Annotated in this window: 15 protein-coding genes, 1 tRNA gene and 1 pseudogene; 6 read left to right on the top strand and 11 right to left on the bottom strand. The window is 60.8% G+C overall.

Annotated elements, in window-relative coordinates; translation table 11 throughout:
• The first annotated feature begins 56 nt into the window (after window positions 1-56).
• Window positions 57-614 carry a hypothetical protein gene (locus C266_RS05545; protein ID WP_036661629.1) on the top strand — a complete coding sequence of 186 codons (558 nt, stop codon included), beginning with the start codon at window positions 57-59 and terminating at the stop codon, window positions 612-614.
• Here C266_RS05545 and C266_RS05550 read toward each other — a convergent pair.
• Window positions 553-1470 carry a LysR family transcriptional regulator gene (locus tag C266_RS05550; protein ID WP_010806265.1) on the bottom strand — a complete coding sequence of 306 codons (918 nt, stop codon included), beginning with the start codon at window positions 1468-1470 and terminating at the stop codon, window positions 553-555. The genes C266_RS05545 and C266_RS05550 overlap by 62 nt on opposite strands.
• Before the next feature lie 193 nt (window positions 1471-1663).
• Between C266_RS05550 and C266_RS05555 the strand changes: the two genes are divergently transcribed.
• Window positions 1664-3160: an acetyl-CoA hydrolase/transferase family protein gene (locus C266_RS05555; protein WP_010806266.1), complete on the top strand. Its 1497-nt coding sequence runs from the start codon at window positions 1664-1666 to the stop codon at window positions 3158-3160.
• 199 nt (window positions 3161-3359) lie between these two features.
• On the opposite strand, the gene C266_RS05560 is transcribed toward C266_RS05555, so the two are convergent.
• The 4 genes from C266_RS05560 to C266_RS05575 all read right to left on the bottom strand — a co-directional run bounded on the left by C266_RS05560 (window position 3360) and on the right by C266_RS05575 (window position 8768).
• Complete coding sequence (locus C266_RS05560) at window positions 3360-4961, bottom strand: methyl-accepting chemotaxis protein (RefSeq protein WP_010806267.1); 1602 nt, start codon at window positions 4959-4961, stop codon at window positions 3360-3362.
• A 242-nt stretch (window positions 4962-5203) separates the two neighbouring features.
• Window positions 5204-5560, bottom strand: a complete 357-nt coding sequence (locus C266_RS05565) for a GFA family protein (protein ID WP_036661632.1) — start codon at window positions 5558-5560, stop codon at window positions 5204-5206.
• Between the two features lie 183 nt (window positions 5561-5743).
• Window positions 5744-7630 carry a methyl-accepting chemotaxis protein gene (locus tag C266_RS05570; RefSeq protein WP_010806269.1) on the bottom strand — a complete coding sequence of 629 codons (1887 nt, stop codon included), beginning with the start codon at window positions 7628-7630 and terminating at the stop codon, window positions 5744-5746.
• A gap of 253 nt (window positions 7631-7883) precedes the next feature.
• Complete coding sequence (locus C266_RS05575) at window positions 7884-8768, bottom strand: LysR family transcriptional regulator (protein ID WP_010806270.1); 885 nt, start codon at window positions 8766-8768, stop codon at window positions 7884-7886.
• A 160-nt stretch (window positions 8769-8928) separates the two neighbouring features.
• Here C266_RS05575 and C266_RS05580 point away from each other — a divergent pair, with 160 nt between their 5' ends.
• A complete protein-coding gene (locus C266_RS05580; protein ID WP_036661634.1) occupies window positions 8929-10062 on the top strand; it encodes an agmatine/peptidylarginine deiminase in 1134 nt (377 codons plus the stop codon).
• A gap of 58 nt (window positions 10063-10120) precedes the next feature.
• Here C266_RS05580 and C266_RS05585 read toward each other — a convergent pair whose 3' ends face one another.
• Window positions 10121-10981, bottom strand: a complete 861-nt coding sequence (locus C266_RS05585) for a DMT family transporter (protein ID WP_010806272.1) — start codon at window positions 10979-10981, stop codon at window positions 10121-10123.
• 214 nt (window positions 10982-11195) lie between these two features.
• Here C266_RS05585 and C266_RS05590 point away from each other — a divergent pair, with 214 nt between their 5' ends.
• Window positions 11196-12536, top strand: a complete 1341-nt coding sequence (locus C266_RS05590) for a PLP-dependent aminotransferase family protein (protein WP_010806273.1) — start codon at window positions 11196-11198, stop codon at window positions 12534-12536.
• A 164-nt stretch (window positions 12537-12700) separates the two neighbouring features.
• Here the strand turns inward: C266_RS05590 and C266_RS05595 are convergent, their stop codons facing one another.
• Complete coding sequence (locus tag C266_RS05595; protein WP_371257034.1) at window positions 12701-13567, bottom strand: cupin domain-containing protein; 867 nt, start codon at window positions 13565-13567, stop codon at window positions 12701-12703.
• Window positions 13568-13730: 163 nt separating this feature from the next.
• On the opposite strand from C266_RS05595, the pseudogene C266_RS28020 reads away from it, so the two are divergent.
• A pseudogene (locus C266_RS28020) lies at window positions 13731-13850 on the top strand (organic hydroperoxide resistance protein); the annotation flags it as partial.
• Between the two features lie 49 nt (window positions 13851-13899).
• Complete coding sequence (locus tag C266_RS05600) at window positions 13900-14913, top strand: alpha/beta hydrolase (protein WP_010806276.1); 1014 nt, start codon at window positions 13900-13902, stop codon at window positions 14911-14913.
• 188 nt (window positions 14914-15101) lie between these two features.
• Here C266_RS05600 and C266_RS05605 read toward each other — a convergent pair.
• The 4 genes from C266_RS05605 to dnaG all read right to left on the bottom strand — a co-directional run bounded on the left by C266_RS05605 (window position 15102) and on the right by dnaG (window position 19777).
• A tRNA-Ile gene (locus C266_RS05605) sits at window positions 15102-15177 on the bottom strand.
• Window positions 15178-15205: 28 nt separating this feature from the next.
• Window positions 15206-17302, bottom strand: a complete 2097-nt coding sequence (gene rpoD / locus C266_RS05610) for an RNA polymerase sigma factor RpoD (protein WP_010806277.1) — start codon at window positions 17300-17302, stop codon at window positions 15206-15208.
• Between the two features lie 319 nt (window positions 17303-17621).
• Window positions 17622-17882 carry a hypothetical protein gene (locus C266_RS27260; protein WP_144265714.1) on the bottom strand — a complete coding sequence of 87 codons (261 nt, stop codon included), beginning with the start codon at window positions 17880-17882 and terminating at the stop codon, window positions 17622-17624.
• 11 nt (window positions 17883-17893) lie between these two features.
• Complete coding sequence (gene dnaG / locus C266_RS05615; protein WP_036661730.1) at window positions 17894-19777, bottom strand: DNA primase; 1884 nt, start codon at window positions 19775-19777, stop codon at window positions 17894-17896.
• Window positions 19778-19819 lie beyond the last annotated feature (42 nt).

Here is a 19819-nt window from a genome sequence, read left to right on the forward strand (position 1 = left end):
AAATGGGGTCGGTGCCAGCGTAACGTTGCAGACTCCCCCTTTCACGATCGTTCGACATGATGCTCAAATTTCGCAATCCGGCGGACGGCGATGTTGTCGAGATCACGTACATGTCGTGCGTCGGCGCCTTCTTCCTGGGTCCGGTGTATCTACTGGCCTACGGTTTCGCGTGGCATGCGCTCCTCTGGACCGCTCTCGCCATTGGCCCCGCCTTGATCTGGCGGGATTCGGCACTGGCGATTTCGCTACCCGCCACCTGCCTGCTCTATTCGCTGATGATCCAGCCGCTGCTTATCGGCAAGTTGCGCGCTGACGGTTGGCTGCCCACGCGCGCCGACGCCGCGCCCGGCCCCGGCCAGCGCGGCTACGATGCCCATGGCGACATCCCAAGCACCGGCCGCGCCAGGCAAGGCGTGGTGCTCGCTCCGGCGCAACCCTCGGCCGCCACGCCCCCGGCGCACAACATGGTTAGTCTGGCAAACGGGCCGACAGCCAACGAAGGTGCTGCCCCGAGCGTCGACGAAAAAGCATGCCCGTTCTGCGCCGGAACGATCAAGGTGCAGGCGATGCGCTGTCACCACTGTCAGGCGAATCTGCAGGTGCCATCGCAATGAACCGGTCAAGCGCTGCCGAGCCGTGGTCGGCGCGATAGGCGAGGCTGATCGGCGCTAGCGGCACATCACCTTCGATCGGCCAGAAGCCCATACCGGGCGTGCGGATCTGACTCACCGACGCCGGCACCAGCGACACCCCGAACCCCGCGGCCACCATCGGCACGATGGAGGTGATCTGTGGCGCCTCCTGCCCCAGCTTCGGCCGGAAACCCGCCGCCTCGCAGGCCGCGATAATGCGGTCGTACAGTGCAGGACTGATCTCTCGCGGCAGCAGAATGAACTCGTCCTGTGCGAGCGCAGCAAGCGGCACACGCTCGCGCGCGCACATGGCATGCCCCAGCGGCAGCACCACCATCATCGGTTCGTCGACAACCGGCACGCTGACGATACCCTCCGGCACCTCGAACGGCGTACGCACGAACGCGACGTCGATGGCCTCGTCCAGCAACGCCGTCAGCAGACTCGCCGTATTGCTCTGCTGCGGATGCAGTTGAACGTCGGGATACCGCGCACGGAAGTCACGAATCCACGCCGGAATGCGCGGCTCGAAGTACGTTGCGCCCGCGAATCCGATACGGATCTGCCCCGCCTCGCCGCGCGAAATCTGCTGCATGCGACGCTTCACGCGCGCCACCCGCTCAAGAATCTGCCGCGCCTCGGGCAGGAACGCCTCGCCCAACTCCGTCAACACCACGTCGCGCGGCAGGCGCACAAATAGCGGGCCGCCCAGTTCCGTCTCGAGTTGCCGAATCTGCAAACTCAACGGCGGTTGCTGAATCCCGACACGCGCGGCGGCTCGCGTGAAATGGCGCTCTTCGGCCACCGCAATGAAATATTGCAAATGCCGCAATTCCATCGCCCCCCTCCTGTCAGCCCTGCCCCGCCGGGGTTTGCACCGACAATACATAAAAAGTATGAAAACTACGCTCTTAATATATTGGAAATGTGACCGATGGGTCAATACACTTCGAATCAAGCGCGCAGGGCCGCATCGTTGGTGACCGCGCCGATCAAGAGATTTGAATATAAGAGAGACGAGGAGCATCACGATGTTTGAAGACCGCATCCGCCTGGCGTCGCTACGCGACCGGGTGATGAGCGCTGACGACGCTGCAAAGCTGGTTGGCGACGGCATGGTGGTCGGCATGAGCGGATTCACCCGCGCCGGCGACGCCAAGGACATGCCGATTGCACTGGCCAAGCGGGCGAAGACCCACCCGATGAAGATCACGCTGATCACCGGGGCATCGCTGGGGCACGATTCCGACAAGACACTCACCGAAGCTGGCGTACTCGCCAAGCGCCTGCCGTTTCAGGTCGACACGACACTGCGCAACGCGATCAATCGCGGCGAGGTGATGTTCGTCGATCAGCATCTGTCGGAGACGGTGGAATTTCTGCGCACCGGTCAGTTCGGCAAGCTCGACGTGGCGGTCATTGAAGCCGTCGCCATCACCGAAGACGGCGGACTCGTGCCGAGTTCCTCGGTCGGCAACTCGGCGAGCTTTGCGATCCTGGCGGAAAAGGTCATCGTCGAGATCAATCTCGCGCAGCCACTCGCCTTCGAGGGCATGCACGACATCTGGATTCCGGGGCAGCGTCCGCACCGTGGGCCGCTGCCTATCGTCGACGTGCGTGATCGTGTCGGCACGAACGTGGTGAAGATTGCGCCGGAGAAGATTGCCGCCATCGTCATTACCGACACCCCGGACAGCGCCTCCAATGCCCTCCCGGCCGATGCCGACACGCAGCGCATTGCCGGCCATCTCATCGAGTTCTTCCAGCACGAAGTCTCGCGTGGCCGCCTGCCGCACACGCTGCCTGCCCTTCAGTCGGGCATCGGCACCATTGCCAATGCGGTGCTCACGGGCTTCATCGACTCGCCGTTCGAAGACCTCACGATGTACTCGGAGGTGCTTCAGGACTCGACGTTCGAACTCATGGATGCGGGCAAGATGGTGTTCGCGTCGGGCTCGTCGATCACGGTATCGCAAGCGGTGCAGGATCGTGTGTTCAAACATCTGGAGCGTTATCGCGACAAGCTCGTGTTGCGCCCGCAGGAGGTCAGCAACCATCCGGAAGTCATCCGCCGGCTGGGGCTGATTGCCCTGAATACCGCGCTCGAAGCGGATATTTACGGCAACGTGAATTCCACGCATGTCGGCGGCACGCACATGATGAACGGCATCGGCGGATCGGGCGATTTTGCGCGCAACGCTCGCATGGCGATCTTCGCCACCAAATCGATTGCCAAGGACGGCAAGATTTCGAGCATCGTCCCGATGGTGCCGCATGTCGACCACAACGAACACGATGTGGACATCATCGTCACCGAACAAGGTCTCGCCGACCTGCGCACACTGGCCCCGCGCGAGCGCGTAAATCTGGTGATCGATCGCTGCGCACACCCGAGTTACCGGGAGGTTCTGCGCGACTACTATCGCGATGCGCTGCGCTACGGCGGACAGACGCCGCACGCGCTGGAGCGCGCGTTCGACATGCACGTCAACTTGCGCGAGCGCGGCTCGATGCTGGCAGGGAAGTAACGTCGGTGCCGGTCGCCGACGCCGGGGGGCGAGGCGTGCCGGACACTGATCGACCGGCGTCGGCGGCAAAGACCGTTGCCGGGAAGAACATAGGACGCATGCGGTCCTGTGGGCCGAACGCTGGTGAGAGAGTGTTCAGGCATTCGCGGCTCGCCAGCGCTCGCTGGCGAGCCACTTTTTCCCGCTTTGCAAATGCCCTTCAGGCCGGTAGCCGTTGAGCAAGATGGGCCTGATGCTGATGGGTTGTACCCTCGAGCGTGAAGATCGACACCAGTTCACGCAAACCACCCGATTGTGCCGCCATCGACTGCGCGGCGGCAGAAGCTTCCTCCACCAGCGCGGCGTTCTGCTGCGTGACAGTATCCATCTGCATGACGGCCTGATTGACCTGCTCGATGCCCGTGCGCTGCTCCGTAGACGCAGCGGCAATTTCCGCCATCAGATCGGTCACGCGTTTCACCGCGCGAACGACCTCGTCCATCGTGCTGCCCGCCTCGGCGACGAGTTTCGTGCCGTCGCTGACCTGACGCGTCGACGCGTCGATCAGTTCCTTGATCTCCTTCGCGGCATTGGCACTGCGCTGGGCAAGCGTGCGCACTTCCCCCGCGACCACAGCGAAGCCTCGCCCCTGCTCACCGGCACGCGCTGCTTCAACGGCGGCGTTAAGCGCCAGAATGTTGGTCTGAAAGGCAATGCCTTCGATCACGCTCGTGATGTCCGACACGCGGGTCGAACCTTCGGATATCTCGCGCATCGTCTCGACGACCTGACGCACCACTTCGCCGCCACGCCGGGCGACGTCAGATGCGTTCGACGCAAGCACGTTGCCCTGCTCCGCGTTGTCGGCGTTCTGTTTGACCGTGGTCGTCAGTTCTTCCATGCTCGCCGCCGTCTCCTCGAGCGACGCTGCCTGCTGTTCGGTGCGTGACGACAGGTCGGTATTGCCTGCGGCGATTTGTGCCGAACCGGTCGCGATGCTCTCGCTGGTGTTACGCACCTGCCCCACGACCTGCGCAAGCTTCGTGTTCATGTCCCGTAACGAACCCAGCAATTGGGCGAGTTCGTCTTTTCCGCGCACTTCGATACGCGAACTGAGATCGCCGCGTGCCACCGTCTGCGCGATATCCACACAGCGGCCGATCGGCACGGTAATGGAACGGGTGATGACCAGCGCAATAACGATGTTGACGCCCAGCGACAACAAGATCAGCACGATAGCGGCAATGAACGCCGTGCGGTATTCGTTCGCCGCGGCGTCGCTCGCCGCCTGTGCACCGGCGCGATTTACGGCCACGTGCTCGACTAGCCTGTCGCTGAGAACCGCGAAGCGCTTGAAGGCGTCGGTCATGATGAGCGCGCGCGCCTGCTCTTTGGCAGCATCATCGCCCTTTTCCAGCTCGACGGCGCGATTGTCGATCTCCAGATAGCTCGCCCACGCCTCGCGCACGGCATCGTAGGCGCGGCGATCTTCGCTTGATGCCACCAGGCTGTTGTAGCTGTCGAGCGTCTTGTTCATCAGATCGATGGCTGCCTGACGCCGCTTCATCTGCTCAACCTGCATACCGTCGCCCGCCGAGAGCAGCGTGCCGAGCGTGGCCCGGCGGGCCGAGTTGGCCGCAGTCTGTACGTTACCCAGCACCTGCACGCTGGGCAACCAGTTGTCGGCAAGATCGCGAGTGCCACCGTAAATACGTGACGCCTGGAATACCGCCATGCCCCCCACGACGCACAGCAGAACCAACGTGACGGCAAACCCGATGCTCAAGCGTGTGCCGATTTTGAGACTGTCCAAGAACTTCATGCCCGCTCCGTATTCGATAAAACAACAACAATCACATCGCATAACGGGCAATCATTCAAAAATCTTTAGCCAATAACTACAGAATTCTCACACAATGGCTTTTGATATTTTCTATAATATCCATAGAAATATATTTCTTAATCTATTAATTCGGATATTACTGTGCAATGGTGCAAGGGATCACCGCGCCTTTCGACGCGGCGCTAATTTTCCGGGCAGGTATCCGGCGTGGCCAGCGCGGCCTACTTGCTGGCGCCATCAAAGGGCGTCGGATGCACCGTATCCAGATCGATGCCATCGATACAGCGAACATTGACGGCTGCCATTTTCGACCCATCCGGCATTTCGCCAAAGGCGAACGCTTCAACACCGCAGGTCGGACAGAATTGGTGACGAATGACGTGCTTATTGAAAAGGTATTCCCGTGCCTTTCCCACACCTGCCGTTTGCGAGAACTCGGAAATCGGTGAAAAAGCGAGAATCAGTCCACGCTTTTTGCAAATTGAACAATTGCACGCAATTGTTTTGGATAAATCAATATTTGCAGTAAATCGCAAATCGCCACAATGGCATCCACCTGAATATTGCTGATTCGCCATGTCGTATCTCCCGATAATGTCGAGGACTTGGCCGGCGGAAATAAAATGCGAGGAATCTGCGAGGAGAAGTCCGCCGGCAGTGCGCTCTATTTTGCGACAAAATCCGGCGGACTGGCGATAGCCGGCGGCAACAGCGCCGGCCCCGCCAAGGAGGAACGTGAAGCGTTAGTGCAAAACGCCGGCTCAGGCGGCCAGCGCCGGTTCGTCACGATGCGGATCGCGCGAGCCGTTGGCGTAGTTGCGAACTGCGGTCACGCCGTGACGGCTGTGCTCGCGCAGTTGAAACAGCGCGACCGTGTCGGCCAGATTCCGCGCCTGTTCGCTGAGCATCGCCGAAGCTGCCGCCGACTCTTCGACCAGTGCCGCATTTTGCTGCGTCGACTGGTCCATCTCCGCCACGCTGCGATCGATCTGGCTAATGCCGGTGCTTTGCTCCGTCACGGCGCTGTGGATCTCACCGATCAGACGGCGCACACGCGAGATGCCGTCGACGATTTCCCCCATCGTATCGCCCGCCGCTTGCACACGTTGCGTGCCGCTCTTGACGTTCTGCACCGACGCTTCGATGAGCGTCTTGATCTCGTGCGCGGCGGCTGCACTGCGTTGCGCCAGCGTGCGCACTTCGCCTGCGACCACAGCGAAGCCGCGCCCCTGCTCACCGGCCCGAGCCGCTTCGACCGCTGCGTTCAGCGCGAGAATGTTCGTCTGGAAGGCGATGCCGTCGATCACGCTGATGATCTCGGTAATGCGCTCGGACGACTGTGCAATTTCGCTCATCGTCGTCACTGCCCCCGTGACGACATCGCCGCCACGCGCGGCCGCTTCACTCGCGTCGTTGGCCAGGCGCGTGGCGTGCTCGGCCGCTTCGGCCGTCTGCCTGACGCTGGCCGTCAATTCGGTCAGCGCCGCCGACGTTTCCTGCAACGTGCCTGCCGACGCTTCCGTGCGTTGCGACAGATCGCGATTGCCCATCTCGATCTCGCTCGTCGCCGACGTCATGCCATGGACACCGGCACGCACATCGATCATCACCGTGCTGATCTTGTCCACGAAAGCATTGAACGAGCGCGAAATCTGCGCGACTTCGTCGTGACCGACGACGTCGAGACGGTGCGTCAGGTCGCCACCGCCCGAACCGATGGTATCCATCGCATCGCGCACTTGCGACAGACGGCGGAAGGCTTGCGACGTGAAGAAGCTTGCGATCCCGATAGCGCACAGGGTCAGCACGATCAGTGCGATGATCGTGGCGCTCAACACGCGTGACAGGCCGGCCGTGGCTTCGGCTTTATCGAGGGCGACGACGAAGAGCCAGTCGGTGCCCGGCACCGGCTGCACCTTGAGCAGCTTGGCGGCACCGCTGAGATCGACCTCCATCGGTTCGGTCGCACGCTCCAGATTGGCAAGCGCCTCGGGGGTGAGCGATTGAGCAAGATCGCTCGACTGCTTGAGCATGAGTTTCTCATCGGGGTGCGCGATGACAAGACCGTCGCGCGAGACCACGAACGCGAGGCTCGACGGCGTGGGGTGCACGGCCTTGACGACTTCCTGCACGGCGTCGAGCGGCACAGCGCCGCTCACGGCACCGAGCGTTTGCCCGTCACGCAGAATAGGCGCAGCAAAAGATACGTACAGCTTGCCAGAGGCGATATCGGCGTACGGCTTGACGACCGTCAGTTTGCCCGCACCGGTCGCCCCCTTGTACCAGGGACGCACCGTCGGATCGTAGTCGGGCGGCGTGGGGCCGCTGGAGAAATACGACTTGTCGCTCCAGCCGATGCTGGAGATCGGAAAACCGTTCGTAGCGCCAAGCAGTTTGGTGAGCGCCACGCCCTGCTCGCCCTTTTCGACGGCGGCAGCAGTGCCCACGACCGACTGGCCCTTGGCTGCAGCCCAGCGTTCCACAGCAAGCGTGTTACCGCGTGCAACGGCATCGAGCGTGTTGGCGATGGTCGACATCATGCTGCTGCGCACGATGACGTACGTGGTAATGCCGGAGAGGATCAGTGCACCAATAACGGTGGCACACGCGATCAGGATGATGCGTGTTCTAAGCGAAGATACTGTCATGCTGTCTGGACAGGCAGGCCTGCGGCTAGGGGGGGGTCAAAAGACAGAAGCCGGTGCCCAGGCCACCGGCTCCACGAGGTGGGGGTTCCACCTTGTGACTTACGGCCTGCGCCGGTGGAACTTTAGGTGTTAACCCCGAAATTCGTATGTGAATTGACCACAACAACGCGCACTCGCGCGTACGTGTCGTTATGGATGGCGAAAAATCAGGGATACGAATTGTATGCGGTGAAAATGGGCACCGCCCGCCGGATTACTGCGCGGCCTCGATCAACCAGTCGAAGACCTCGGTCACTACCGGCGAGCGTGGCTCGCCGGCGACCCGGGACACCCACCACGTGACTCCCTCGATGCGCGGATAACCGGCAAGGATATGCAGGCGTCCTTGCGCCAGACTTTCGTCGGCCACAAGACGAGAGAGACAAGCGATGCCGCGGCCGCGCAGGGCTGCGTCGAGCAGAAGACGTTCGTCGTCATAGATCGCATGTTTGCGAAACGGCGCCAGTTGATTGCGAAATAGCGCGGCCGTGTCGTCGCGCGTGAAACTCTCTTCCAGGCAAACCAGCGAAGCATGCTCGGGGTGTTGCGCTTGCGGGAGATCCGCCAAGCGTCCGGCCAGCACTTCATTCGCGACAATCACCCACTCGTCTTTCAGGAAAGGGACTTCCGTCAGGCCGGCTTGCTGCAGCGGCCGGTCGCCAATAGCGATGTCGATATCGGTCTCGTCGATGAATCGTGCCGAATCGTCGGTCGACAACATCGGGCAAAGCGCCGGATGGCGCGCCAGAAGTTGATCGATACGTGGACTCAGCCAGCCGTGCAGCAACTCCGCCGGACCGGCGATAACGACAAGGCCAGGGTCGAGATACGTTGCAATACGGTCCAGCCCGCTGCGCAACGTCCCCACCGACCGTTGAATGCTGCGTTGGAGTACTTCGCCCGCCACCGTCAACTCCACCCCTCGCCCCACTCGCCGGAACAGCGGCTGCCCGACCTCCTCTTCCAGTTGCTGCACCTGATGGCTGATCGCCGATTGGCTAACGTGCAGTTCATCCGCCGCGCGGGAAAAATTCCCATGACGGGCGGCCGCTTCAAAGCCCATCAATAGCTTGAGCGATGGAATTCGCTGCCGGCTCATGGTCCCTCCGAGATATGAGAAAAATTAATTAATATTAGCAAGAAATATCGTTTTTCATTATCGGTCATGCGCCTCAAACTGCGTGAACTGCCAGACTCGCCAGCGCACAAGCGGTCACTCGATGGCGGCGTCGTGCGGCAATTCTCAAGAGAACGGGGCAATGCAAACAAGGCGTGGGTTTCTGAAAAATGGATTGGCAGCGTCGGGCGCGACGTTGTTGGCAGGGGCCGCGGCCGGCAGTTTTGCCGGAAATGCGAGTGCGTTGACGCCCGGCACGACGGGTAGCGACACGCCGGAATGGATCATGCCGGATGAGGGCGAGCGGCACGCCGCTACATGGATGGCGTTCGGCGCGGGCGAAGACCTTTGGGGTCGTCGCCTGCAACGAGCGGCACGCGAGGGACTGGCCGGTATAGCGAAGAGCATCGGCAGCTTCGAGCCGGTCAACATGCTGGTGTGCGAGGAGGACTATGACGCCGCGCAGCGCATGTGCGGCAACGCAGTCAACCTGATCGTGCACCCCATCGACGATCTGTGGATACGTGACACAGGCCCCGTCTTCGTCCGCACACGCCATGGCGAAAAGGCCGGCGTCAACTTCAACTTCAACGGCTGGGGGGCCAAACAGTCTCACGCGAACGACGCCGAAGTGGCCGAATTCGTCGTTCGAAAGGCCGGGGAACGCGTGCTAGGCACGCCGCTCGTGCTCGAGGGTGGCGCCATCGAGGTCGACGGCGAAGGCACGGCCATCATCACGGAGAGTTGTGTCCTCAACGTCAATCGCAACCCGGGCGTGAGCAAGTCAGCGTGCGAAACGGAATTGAGGCGGCTTCTCGGGGTGCGCAAGATCATCTGGTTGCCGGGGATCGCCGGTAAGGACATCACCGACGGACACACCGACTTCTACGCGCGGTTCGTGCGGCCCGGGGTGGTCGTCGCGCACCTGGAAAACGACACCTCGTTCTACGAACATGCCGTCACGATGCGCCATCTGGACATCTTGCGGCAGGCGACGGATGCCGCAGGACGCAAGCTGCAAGTGGTCGCGCTCCCCGGCCCGAATAGTGTGCGCAGCACCTACGAATCGGACACGTTTGCGGCCGGATATATCAACTTCTACGTGTGCAACGGCGCCGTCATCACACCGCAATTCGGTGACACGCAGACCGACAGGAGCACGAGAGACAAGTTACGCGATCTCTTCCCCAAACACGATATCGTGCAACTCAACATCGACGGAATCGCGAATGGTGGGGGCGGCATTCACTGTACTACGCAGCAGCAACCCGTTTGATGCGCGGTGCGCAGGGAGCGCATCCGCAAGCGGCTTTTCTTGACATCGCGGGGTAGCACTACTTAGCGTATTTTTTTGCCCCGGCAACGCAGACAACAGCGCCCAGCGTTGCAATCAGCATCGTCCAGCTCACGCTCTCGTGAAGCAACAGCGCGGCAAGCCCGAGCCCCATGAAGGGTTGGAACAATTGAAGCTGACCGACTGCGGCAATGCCACCCTGTGCGAGTCCTTGATACCAGAAGACGAAGCCGAGCAACATGCTGAATATCGACACGTAACCGAGGCTGAACCAGGCGGGGCCGCTCACGTGCGCAAACGAATCGGGGCGCGTAAAAAGCGCGAGGATCAGCATCATTGGCAGCGACAGGACCAGCGCCCAACTAATGACCTGCCAGCCACCAAGCTTGCGCGAAAGGCGCGCGCCTTCGGCATAGCCCAAGCCGCAAACGACGATGGCGGCGAGCATCAGCAGGTCGCCGGCGAGCGACGCTTCACCGCCTCCCATGAGCGCATAGCCGACCACGAACGCGCTTCCGATGACGGAGAACACCCAGAACAAGGGCTTCGGGCGCTCTCCGCGCAAAACCGCGAATGCCGCAGTGCAAAGGGGAAGCAGCCCGAGAAACACGATCGAATGCGCAGAGGTGACATGTTGCAGGGCCAGCGCCGTCAGCAATGGGAAACCAACCACACCGCCCAGCGCAGTCAGCGCTAGCGATGGCAGGTCCTTGACGTCCGGTCGACGCTGCTTGAGCAGTACGAGTAACGCCAGGCTCAGCAATGCGGCGATCGTGGCTCGTGCACACGTCAGGAACGTCGGATCGAAGTCCTTCACCGCAACACGTGTCGCTGGCAGTGACCCGGCAAATATCGCGACGCCAATAGAACCGTTTACCCAACCGCTCGTTGACTTATCCACTTCCCTCTCCGTGAGCCGGCGCGAGCGCGGCGGCCAAAGCGCAATGTCAAAATCGGCGCATTCACGTCTCTGCTTCTCGTCTCTGCTTCTCGCCGCGCTCCGGGGGAATTGGGTCGGTAAATATCTCCCAAGAACTTGAAACCTGAGATGCGCGCGTGCATTGTATGGGCGATGTGCAGCACAAGTGAAATAATTGTCATGGATACATTTGACGATGGGAAAAGCTCGCTACAAGACGCTCGTCGATGCAATCGCTGCGGAGATTAAAGAGGGGCGGCTGCTTCCCGGCGCTCGCCTGCCGACCCACAGAGAATTTGCGGCCAGGGAGGGGCTCGCGCTGGTCACGGCGACCCGTGTGTTTGCCGAGCTGGAGGCAATGGGGCTGGTCAGTGGGGAAGTGGGTCGAGGCACCTTCGTGCGAGACATCTCGCTTCCGAGCGGCCATGGAATTGACCAACAGGACCTTGTGGCGGCGGGCACGGTCGACCTGAATTTCAACTACCCTTCGCTACCGGGCCAAACCGACATGCTGCGAATTGCGTTGCGGCAACTCGCGTCCTCCGGCGACCTCGAAGCGGCATTGAGATATCAGCCGCACAGCGGACGACCAATAGAACGAGCCGCCGTGGCACGTCATCTCGCGTGCCGGGGCCTGACCGTTGAAGGTTCCGATGTGTTGATAGTCAACGGCGCCCAGCATGGTCTGACGGTCGCCGTCATGGCGTTGCTGAAACCCGGCGACGTGGTCGCCGTGGATGCATTGACTTACCCCGGATTCAAAGTGCTGGCCGACGTGCATCGATTGGAACTGGTACCGGTGCCGATCTCCGCGACGGGCCCGGACCTGGATGCGCTGGCGAGCCTCTGCGTCAAACGACGGGTTCGCGCGGTCTATGCGATGCCGACAATGCACAACCCGATGGGCTGGGTTCTGGACCTTCAATGGCGTGAGCATCTGGTCGAAATAGCGCAGAAACATGGACTCGTTATCATCGAAGATGCCGCCTATGCATTTCTTGCGGACAACCCGCCGCCGCCTCTCGCCGCATTGGCGCCGGAGACAACGGTGTATGTTTCCGGGCTATCGAAAAGTGTCGCGACGGGGCTGCGATTTGGATTTGCTTCGGCACCCAAGACGTGGATACCGGCAATGGAACGTACCGTGAGGGCTACAACCTGGAACGCCCCCGCCGTGATGACGGCCATCGCTTGCGGGTGGATCGACGATGGTACGGTCGCGCGGCTTGAAGAGGAAAAGCGGCAAGACGCGACGTTGCGGCAGGCAATTGCAGCGAATATCTTGTCGGGCCTGTCGCTCGTGCGGCACCCGTCGTCGTATTTCCTCTGGCTGCCGCTTGAGCCTGAGGTCAGAGCGGATCTGGTGGCCATGGCACTGATGCGACAGGGCATCTCCGTGTCGACGTCAGAACCCTTTGCTACGTCGTCTCACAGCACGCAAGCGATACGGCTGGCGCTGGGTTCGGTCGACATCCCGAAACTCCGCCAAGCGCTGCAATCCGTGAAGCAGGTCGTTCTCAGCCACCGGGACCTGTAGGCGCTCCCGTTCATTCCCATCGGGAAGTGCCATGGAACCCATGAAGAGTTCATATCAACGTTATGCAACAAAAAAGTTGAGCACGCTAAGCCGGTATTGGCGGATGCAGTGATCTGAACGGGGCCTCTCCAATGATGGAGAAAGAAGTGCATCTGCGGTGCCTTTCACTCTCGAGAAGTGAGTGTGAAGTTTCGCCATTCCCGTGGCGTCATACCGCATTGCGCCTTGAATGCGCGGGAAAGCGCGGCTTCACTGCCGTAGCCAACCTCAATCGCGATCACCTTTAGCGGTCGCCCCTGTCGCAATGCCTGCTGCGCCAACCTGATACGCCACCCCTGAAGATAAGCACCGGGGGTACAGCCAACAACACTGCGAAAACTGTTGGCGAACACGGTACGCGACATCCCCGAGATGCTAGCCAGTGTATCCAGCGACCATTCCTGTCCCGGTTGCTCGTGCATCGCCACCAGGGCTTTGCGCAGCCTGGGGTGCGACAAGCCGGCCATCATGCCACCGCTGATCTGCCCCGTCTCCATCAGGTGCCGCAACACCTGCACTAACACAACCTCGAACAACCGGTCGATCAGTACATGCCGACCGCAGTTGTTGCCGAATGCTTCATCGAACAACAGTGTCAGCACTTGATCGGCACCATCGACGTCATCCAGCGCTACGCATATGACGTCGGGCAACGCAGCCGACACCGGATTTGAAATTCCACCATCGAATTGAAGATCTGCACAGACCAGGTCTGCGCCGCGCTGGGCGTCGGTAACAAAGCGCCTGGACATGGGGCGCGGATAGAGCAGCAGACTCGGAACGCTCAGCTGAAGCGCGGGGCGTCCCGGATGAATGACCTCCATCGCCCCTCTCCTGACCAGATGCATCTGCCCTCCCTCGAGTGGGGCAGAGAAGTCGGTGATGCCACACATGGCGCCCGAATGGAACATACGCGCGCTTACTGGGAAGTGGTTCAGCAATGCCCCCAAGCGGTCAGTGCATGTTTCGATCAATTTGGAACTCTGTATCAAGTTTTTCGTATTTTACGAGACTTAAAGTACTTATTCCAGTTCTACAGTTCGTCCTGCCGCTTGGCACTACTCAACCCTCAAGTCACAAGGAGTACATCGTGTCGATCGAAAAAGTTCTGTACCACGCCCAGGCGACCGATGGTCGCGAAGGGAGCGCCATCTCATCAGCGCACCTGGTCTTCCTCGTGAACAAGCCCAGGCGTTGGTCGACAAGGCCCACATCGTCTGCCCGCACTCCAACGCGACGCGCAACAACATCGATGTGCGCTTGAGCCTCGTTTGAGTCTCCTGGTCTCCTTCATCGTCAACCCCTCAACTAAAGGATTAGCAACATGAAAGTCACACACAAACTTATTGCCGCTTCCGCGATGGCTCTGGCATCCACCCTGTCTCTGGCGGCAGGTAGCCCGGGTGTCGAACACAATACCCAAGCCTTCCTTGACGCCTTGGCTAAGGGCGGTGGCCAGCCACTGGAGACGCTGGCGCCTGCCGATGCTCGTCAGGTACTTGTCGGCGCGCAGAAGGGGGCAAAGCTGCCGCCTGCAGACGTGAGCGAGAAGACCATCACCGCCGATGGCAAGCAGATCGTGCTCAACATCGTTCGCCCCGCAGGCGCCAAAGGCGTGCTGCCCGCGTTTATCTTCGTGCACGGCGGCGGCTGGATCTTGGGCGACTTCCCGACGCACGAACGCTTCGTACGCGACCTGGTTGCCGATTCCGGCGCGGTGGGGATTTTCGTGAACTACACTCCTTCGCCCGAGGCGCGTTACCCCATGGCAATCAACGAGATCTACGCTGCCACAAAGTGGGTGGCCGACAACGGCGCGCAGATCAACGTGGACGGAAAGCGGCTGGCCATTGTGGGCAACAGCGTGGGCGGCAACATGGCCACAGTGGTGGCGCTGATGGCTAAAGCCAAGGGCTCGCCCGCATTGCGTTCGCAGGTGCTGTTCTGGCCCGTCACGGACGCCAACTTCGAGAACGCGTCTTACGATGCGTATGCCAACGGCCACTTCCTGACCAAGGACATGATGAAGTGGTTCTGGGATGCTTACACGACCGACCCGAAGCAGCGCCAGGAAATTTACACCTCGCCGCTGCTGGCGACGCCGGAACAGTTGAAGGGCCTCCCGCCGACGCTGATCCAGACGGCCGAGAAAGACGTGCTGCGCGATGAAGGTGAAGCCTACGCCCGCAAGCTGGACGCCGCTGGCGTGAATGTGGTCGCGACCCGCTACAACGGCATGATTCACGACTTCGGCCTGCTCAATGCGCTGGCCGATTTGCCAACCACTCGCGCGGCTCTGCACCAAGCCAGCGAAGAGCTGAAGGCCCGTTTGCGTTAACTTGATTTCGTCAGACAAGGCCGCTTTTCGGCCTTGTCTGACGTTTTTCGTTTAACCTCTCAGAGGTCAACCCGGCATGCCAACGTTACCATTCCCATCCATCCCCGGCTGAATGTGTACATAGCAAAAAAATGCCCACCACAAAGGGTGAGCATCTTCAAAGAACGGCCGGAAAGCCGCGTAGATATTGGTAGGCCGTGCTGGGTTCGAACCAGCGACCAAGGGATTATGAGTCCCCTGCTCTAACCGCTGAGCTAACGGCCCGCAACTACCGGCGCTCGCTCAACAGCAATCAATTGCCTTCGAGGAACGACTTAAGCTTGTCGGAGCGGCTCGGGTGACGCAACTTGCGCAGCGCCTTGGCTTCGATCTGACGAATACGCTCGCGCGTCACGTCAAACTGCTTGCCCACTTCCTCAAGCGTATGATCCGTGCTCATCTCGATACCGAAACGCATGCGCAGCACTTTGGCCTCGCGCGGCGTCAGCGAATCAAGCACGTCCTTCACGACGTCGCGCATACTACCATGCAATGCGGCGTCAGCAGGTGCTACCGTGCCAGTATCTTCGATGAAATCACCCAAGTGCGAATCGTCGTCGTCACCGATCGGCGTTTCCATGGAGATCGGCTCCTTCGCGATCTTCATGATCTTGCGGATCTTGTCCTCCGGCATTTCCATCTTCTCGGCCAGCGTCGCCGGATCCGGCTCAACACCGGTTTCCTGCAGAATCTGACGCGAAATCCGGTTCATCTTGTTGATCGTTTCGATCATGTGCACCGGAATACGGATGGTACGTGCCTGGTCAGCAATCGAACGCGTAATGGCCTGACGAATCCACCACGTCGCGTACGTTGAGAACTTGTAACCACGACGGTATTCGAACTTGTCCACCGCCTTCATCAGGCCGATGTTGCCTTCCTGAATCAGATCCAGGAACTGCAGGCCGCGGTTCGTATACTTCTTCGCGATCGAAATCACCAGACGCAAGTTCGCTTCGGTCATCTCGCGCTTGGCCTTGCGCGCACGTCGCTCACCTTCGGCCATCTTGCGATTGACGTCCTTGAGTTCCGTGAGCGGCAACACCACACGCGCCTGCAGGTCGATCAGCTTCTGCTGCAGTTCCCGCACGGCCGGCACGTTACGTTCCACCACCGAGCTGTAAGCCTTGTTGTCGGCCACAACGGTGTAGATCCAGTCGACATTGGTTTCGTTGCCCGGGAAACGCTGCACGAAATCCGCACGCGGCATGCCGCACTTGTCGACCACGATGTTCAGAATCGCACGCTCGATGTTCCGCACTTCGTCCACTTGCGAACGCAGCGTGTCGCACAGACGCTCGACCGTACGCGCCGTGAAGCGAATCGTCATCAGTTCCATCTGGATGGCTTCGCCCGCCTTCACATACGGCTTCGACTGATAACCTTCCTTCTCGAACGCACGACGCATCTTGCCGAACCACTCGGCGATCACGGAGAACTTGGCGAGCGCGTCACGCTTGAGCTGCTCGACCTGCGCAGCCGAAGCAGCAGCACCACTGCTGCTGTCGTCTTCTTCGTCCGATTCGGCTTCCTCTTCTTCCGCCTCTTCCTCCGCATCCGCGTCGAAATCCTCGTCTTCGGAGGCGGCTGCCGCAACGGCATCCGCATTCGGATCGATCAGGCCATCGACCACTTCGTCGATGCGCATTTCTTCACGTTCGACCTTTTCGGCCATTGCCAGAATCTCGGCAATCGTCGTCGGGCACGCGGAAATGGCCTGCACCATGTGCTTCAGGCCTTCCTCGATGCGCTTGGCGATCTCGATTTCGCCTTCGCGCGTCAGCAGCTCAACCGTCCCCATTTCGCGCATGTACATACGCACCGGATCGGTCGTGCGGCCGAACTCGGAATCGACGGTCGACAGGGCCGCTTCCGCTTGCTCCTCAACTTCGTCGTCCGTCGCGGCATTCGGCGCATTGTCGTTGAGCAACAGCGTTTCGGCATCCGGCGCCTGCTCGTAGACGGCCACGCCCATGTCGTTAAACGTAGCGATCACGCCTTCCAGCGCGTCGCCCTCCACCACGTCGTCAGGCAGGTGGTCGTTGATCTCTGCAAAGGTCAGGAAGCCACGTTCCTTGCCCAGCTTGATCAGTGTCCTCAGTTTGCCGCGACGCTCCTCAAGTTCCTCGGCCGTACCGGGCTGGTGCGAGGAAAATGCGTCCTTGAGCAGTGCTTTCTCTTTTGCCCGGCGATCACGCGCCTTCTGCTTTTCCACTTTGGTCTGATCTTCGTTCACGGGTTGATCATTAGTATTCGCTGCAACGTTCTGCCCTCCCGAAGCGGCGGTCTTCGCGGCCTTGCCACGCGTCTTGGAGACGGTAGGTGCAACTGCTGCCGGCGTGACTTCCACTGCCTCGGGTTTGCTTGAAGCCCCGGTCTTGCGTGGGACTCGCGTCGCAGGCGTACTGCGGCCCGCCAAGGTCGACGCCTTGGCGGTGGTTGCGCTCTTCGCGCTTTTTTCAGCGGGTTGTCGGGCTTGCGGTTTCCCGCCTGCCGTCGCCTTCGCAGTCGTTGCCGTCGTCGTCGCTTTGACGGATGGCTCGGACTTCACCGTCGGCTTGGCCGCTTTCGCAGCCCCCACCGTCGCGGCGGTCGCACTCTTGCGCTTGGTGACATCGGTCACCTTCGCAGCCGTCTTGCCGGTCGTCTTCGTTGCGCCGGCGGCTGCCTTAACTTGCGTAGTACGTTTCGCCGAACTTGCCTGGCTGGCCGTTTTCGTCTTGGCTTGCGCAACCGCGCCAGCTTTTACGGCAACGCCAGCTTTTGCGGAGCGAGACGCCCCCTTCCCACCAGACGCCGCCGCCGCGCTTGTCGCGCGCTTTGCCTTCGGTGAAGGGATAACCGTCTTTTTTCCGCTGGTCGTTGTCATCTTTGCCATAGCGATCTCGCTTGCCAGAAAACAGCCCACTGAAAACTTTCCATTGTAGCACGCGGGCTTACCTCAACTTCGCGCGCCTCCTGTGCCGACCGGAGCCAGCAACCGCTTCAATTCGTCGCGTTGCCGCGACAGCGCCTGAGCATGGCGCAATTCATCGGACGTCAATGACGGCCGCTTGAAAATCGTCTCCAGCGCTTCGCACAGCCCATCGTATTGCAAACGCCGAATCGCGCTTCGCAACTCCGTGAGCCGCAGTGCAATCTGTTCCTCGCGACGCTCGACCTGCGCCTCATCGGCCGGGTCGAACAACAGCAGGTCGCGAGCGTTCTCTTCGAACGCGAGGATTTCGCGAATAATGTCGTCGAAACTCGCCCAGTTCGGCGATGCCCGCAACCGATCCGACATGAAGCGGAAATCGGCCTGGGCTCCCATTTCGCGACAATGCGCCAGCACCTCTGAGAAAATCTCGGCGTGGTGACGTCCATCCTGCAAAATCTTGGTCTCTTCTTCGGTCAATTCGTTTCCGAGCACCGGAAACATCAGCAGGTTCTGCAGTGCCCGATGCTCGGTGCCCATCACGCGCCGCTTCTCGCGCTTGGCCGGCGCCTTGTCCCACGTGTTCTGCCGGCGCGCCACGCTGATCTGCAACTCGCACAGCTCAGCCACTTCCTCTACCGAACTACCCACCCGCTCGGCCAGCGCATGCAGAATCTGCCCTCGCAGGGCATTCGCCGGCATCTGCTGCAGCAGCGGCTTCGCCTCGAACAGCGCACGTGCCCGGCCCTCGGGCTGATGCATCTCTTTACCGGCCGTCACTTCGCCAATCAGGAACTGCGACAGCGGCATGGCTCGCGACACCTCTTCGGCAAACGCGTTCGCGCCGTATTCACGCACGTAGCTGTCCGGATCGTGCTCGCTGGGCAGGAACAGGAACTTGAAGCTCCGGTTGTCATCCGCATGCTGCAAACAGGCTTCCAGCGCACGGCGTGCCGCCCGGCGGCCCGCCGCGTCACCGTCAAAGCTGAACACCACCGTCTCGGTCTGGCGCAACAGCTTCTGGACATGCATGGGCGTGCACGCCGTACCCAATGTAGCCACCGCCTGCGGAAACCCAAGCTGCGCCAGCGCGACCACATCCATATACCCTTCCACTACCAGTACGTAGCCCGCGTCGCGAATACCGGTGCGCGCCTCGAACAGGCCGTACAGCTCACTACCCTTGCTGAAAAGCGGTGTTTCAGGCGAGTTCAGATACTTCGGCTCACCTTTGTCCAGCACTCGTCCGCCGAAGGCGATCACCTGCCCCTTCGTGTTCCGGATCGGGAACATGATCCGGTCGCGAAAACGGTCATAACGACGCTTCGCGCCGCCCCCCTCGCCCTTCTCACTCTCGATGACGAGACCGGCGTCGAGCAACTGATCGTCACGGTAGTTCTGAAACGCGGCCTCAAGGTTCTGCCAGGCATCCGGGGCATACCCCAGCCCGAAATGCGCGGCGATTTCACCCGTCAACCCGCGCCGCTTCAAATATTCGATGGCGACCGGCGCTCCTCGCAATTGTTTGCGGTAGTAGTCGCAGGCACGCGTCATGACGTCGACCAGACCAAGGGTTTGCGCCCGTTGCGCGGCAGGTGCCGGCGCGCCAGGTATCGGCGCTTCACGCGGCACATCCAGCCCGACGTTGCGGGCCAACTCCTCGACAGCTTCGACAAATCCGAGTCCGGCATGCTCCATCAGGAAGCTGATCGCGCTGCCGTGCGCGCCACACCCGAAGCAGTGATAGAACTGCTTGGTGGGACTCACCGTAAATGAGGGCGACTTCTCGTTATGAAAGGGGCATAGCCCCATGAAGTTCGCCCCGCCTTTCTTCAACTGAACGTAGCGACCCACCACCTCGACGATATCGACGCGGTTGAGGAGGTCCTGCAGGAACGACTGGGGAATCACTGGATCGATGCCATCGCGATGCGGTGACGCGCCGTCGCGCAA

It is taken from the genome of Pandoraea sp. SD6-2 (genome assembly GCF_000389825.1).
Classification (GTDB): Bacteria; Pseudomonadota; Gammaproteobacteria; order Burkholderiales; family Burkholderiaceae; genus Pandoraea; species Pandoraea communis.

Bases quoted from the DNA above. Each gene is read 5' to 3' on its own strand.
- C266_RS05545 (WP_036661629.1), top strand. From the start codon at position 57: ATGATGCTCAAATTTCGCAATCCGGCGGACGGCGATGTTGTCGAGATC.
- C266_RS05550 (WP_010806265.1), bottom strand. From the start codon at position 1,470: ATGGAATTGCGGCATTTGCAATATTTCATTGCGGTGGCCGAAGAGCGC.
- C266_RS05555 (WP_010806266.1), top strand. From the start codon at position 1,664: ATGTTTGAAGACCGCATCCGCCTGGCGTCGCTACGCGACCGGGTGATG.
- C266_RS05560 (WP_010806267.1), bottom strand. From the start codon at position 4,961: ATGAAGTTCTTGGACAGTCTCAAAATCGGCACACGCTTGAGCATCGGG.
- C266_RS05565 (WP_036661632.1), bottom strand. From the start codon at position 5,560: ATGGCGAATCAGCAATATTCAGGTGGATGCCATTGTGGCGATTTGCGA.
- C266_RS05570 (WP_010806269.1), bottom strand. From the start codon at position 7,630: ATGACAGTATCTTCGCTTAGAACACGCATCATCCTGATCGCGTGTGCC.
- C266_RS05575 (WP_010806270.1), bottom strand. From the start codon at position 8,768: ATGAGCCGGCAGCGAATTCCATCGCTCAAGCTATTGATGGGCTTTGAA.
- C266_RS05580 (WP_036661634.1), top strand. From the start codon at position 8,929: ATGCAAACAAGGCGTGGGTTTCTGAAAAATGGATTGGCAGCGTCGGGC.
- C266_RS05590 (WP_010806273.1), top strand. From the start codon at position 11,196: ATGGGAAAAGCTCGCTACAAGACGCTCGTCGATGCAATCGCTGCGGAG.
- C266_RS05600 (WP_010806276.1), top strand. From the start codon at position 13,900: ATGAAAGTCACACACAAACTTATTGCCGCTTCCGCGATGGCTCTGGCA.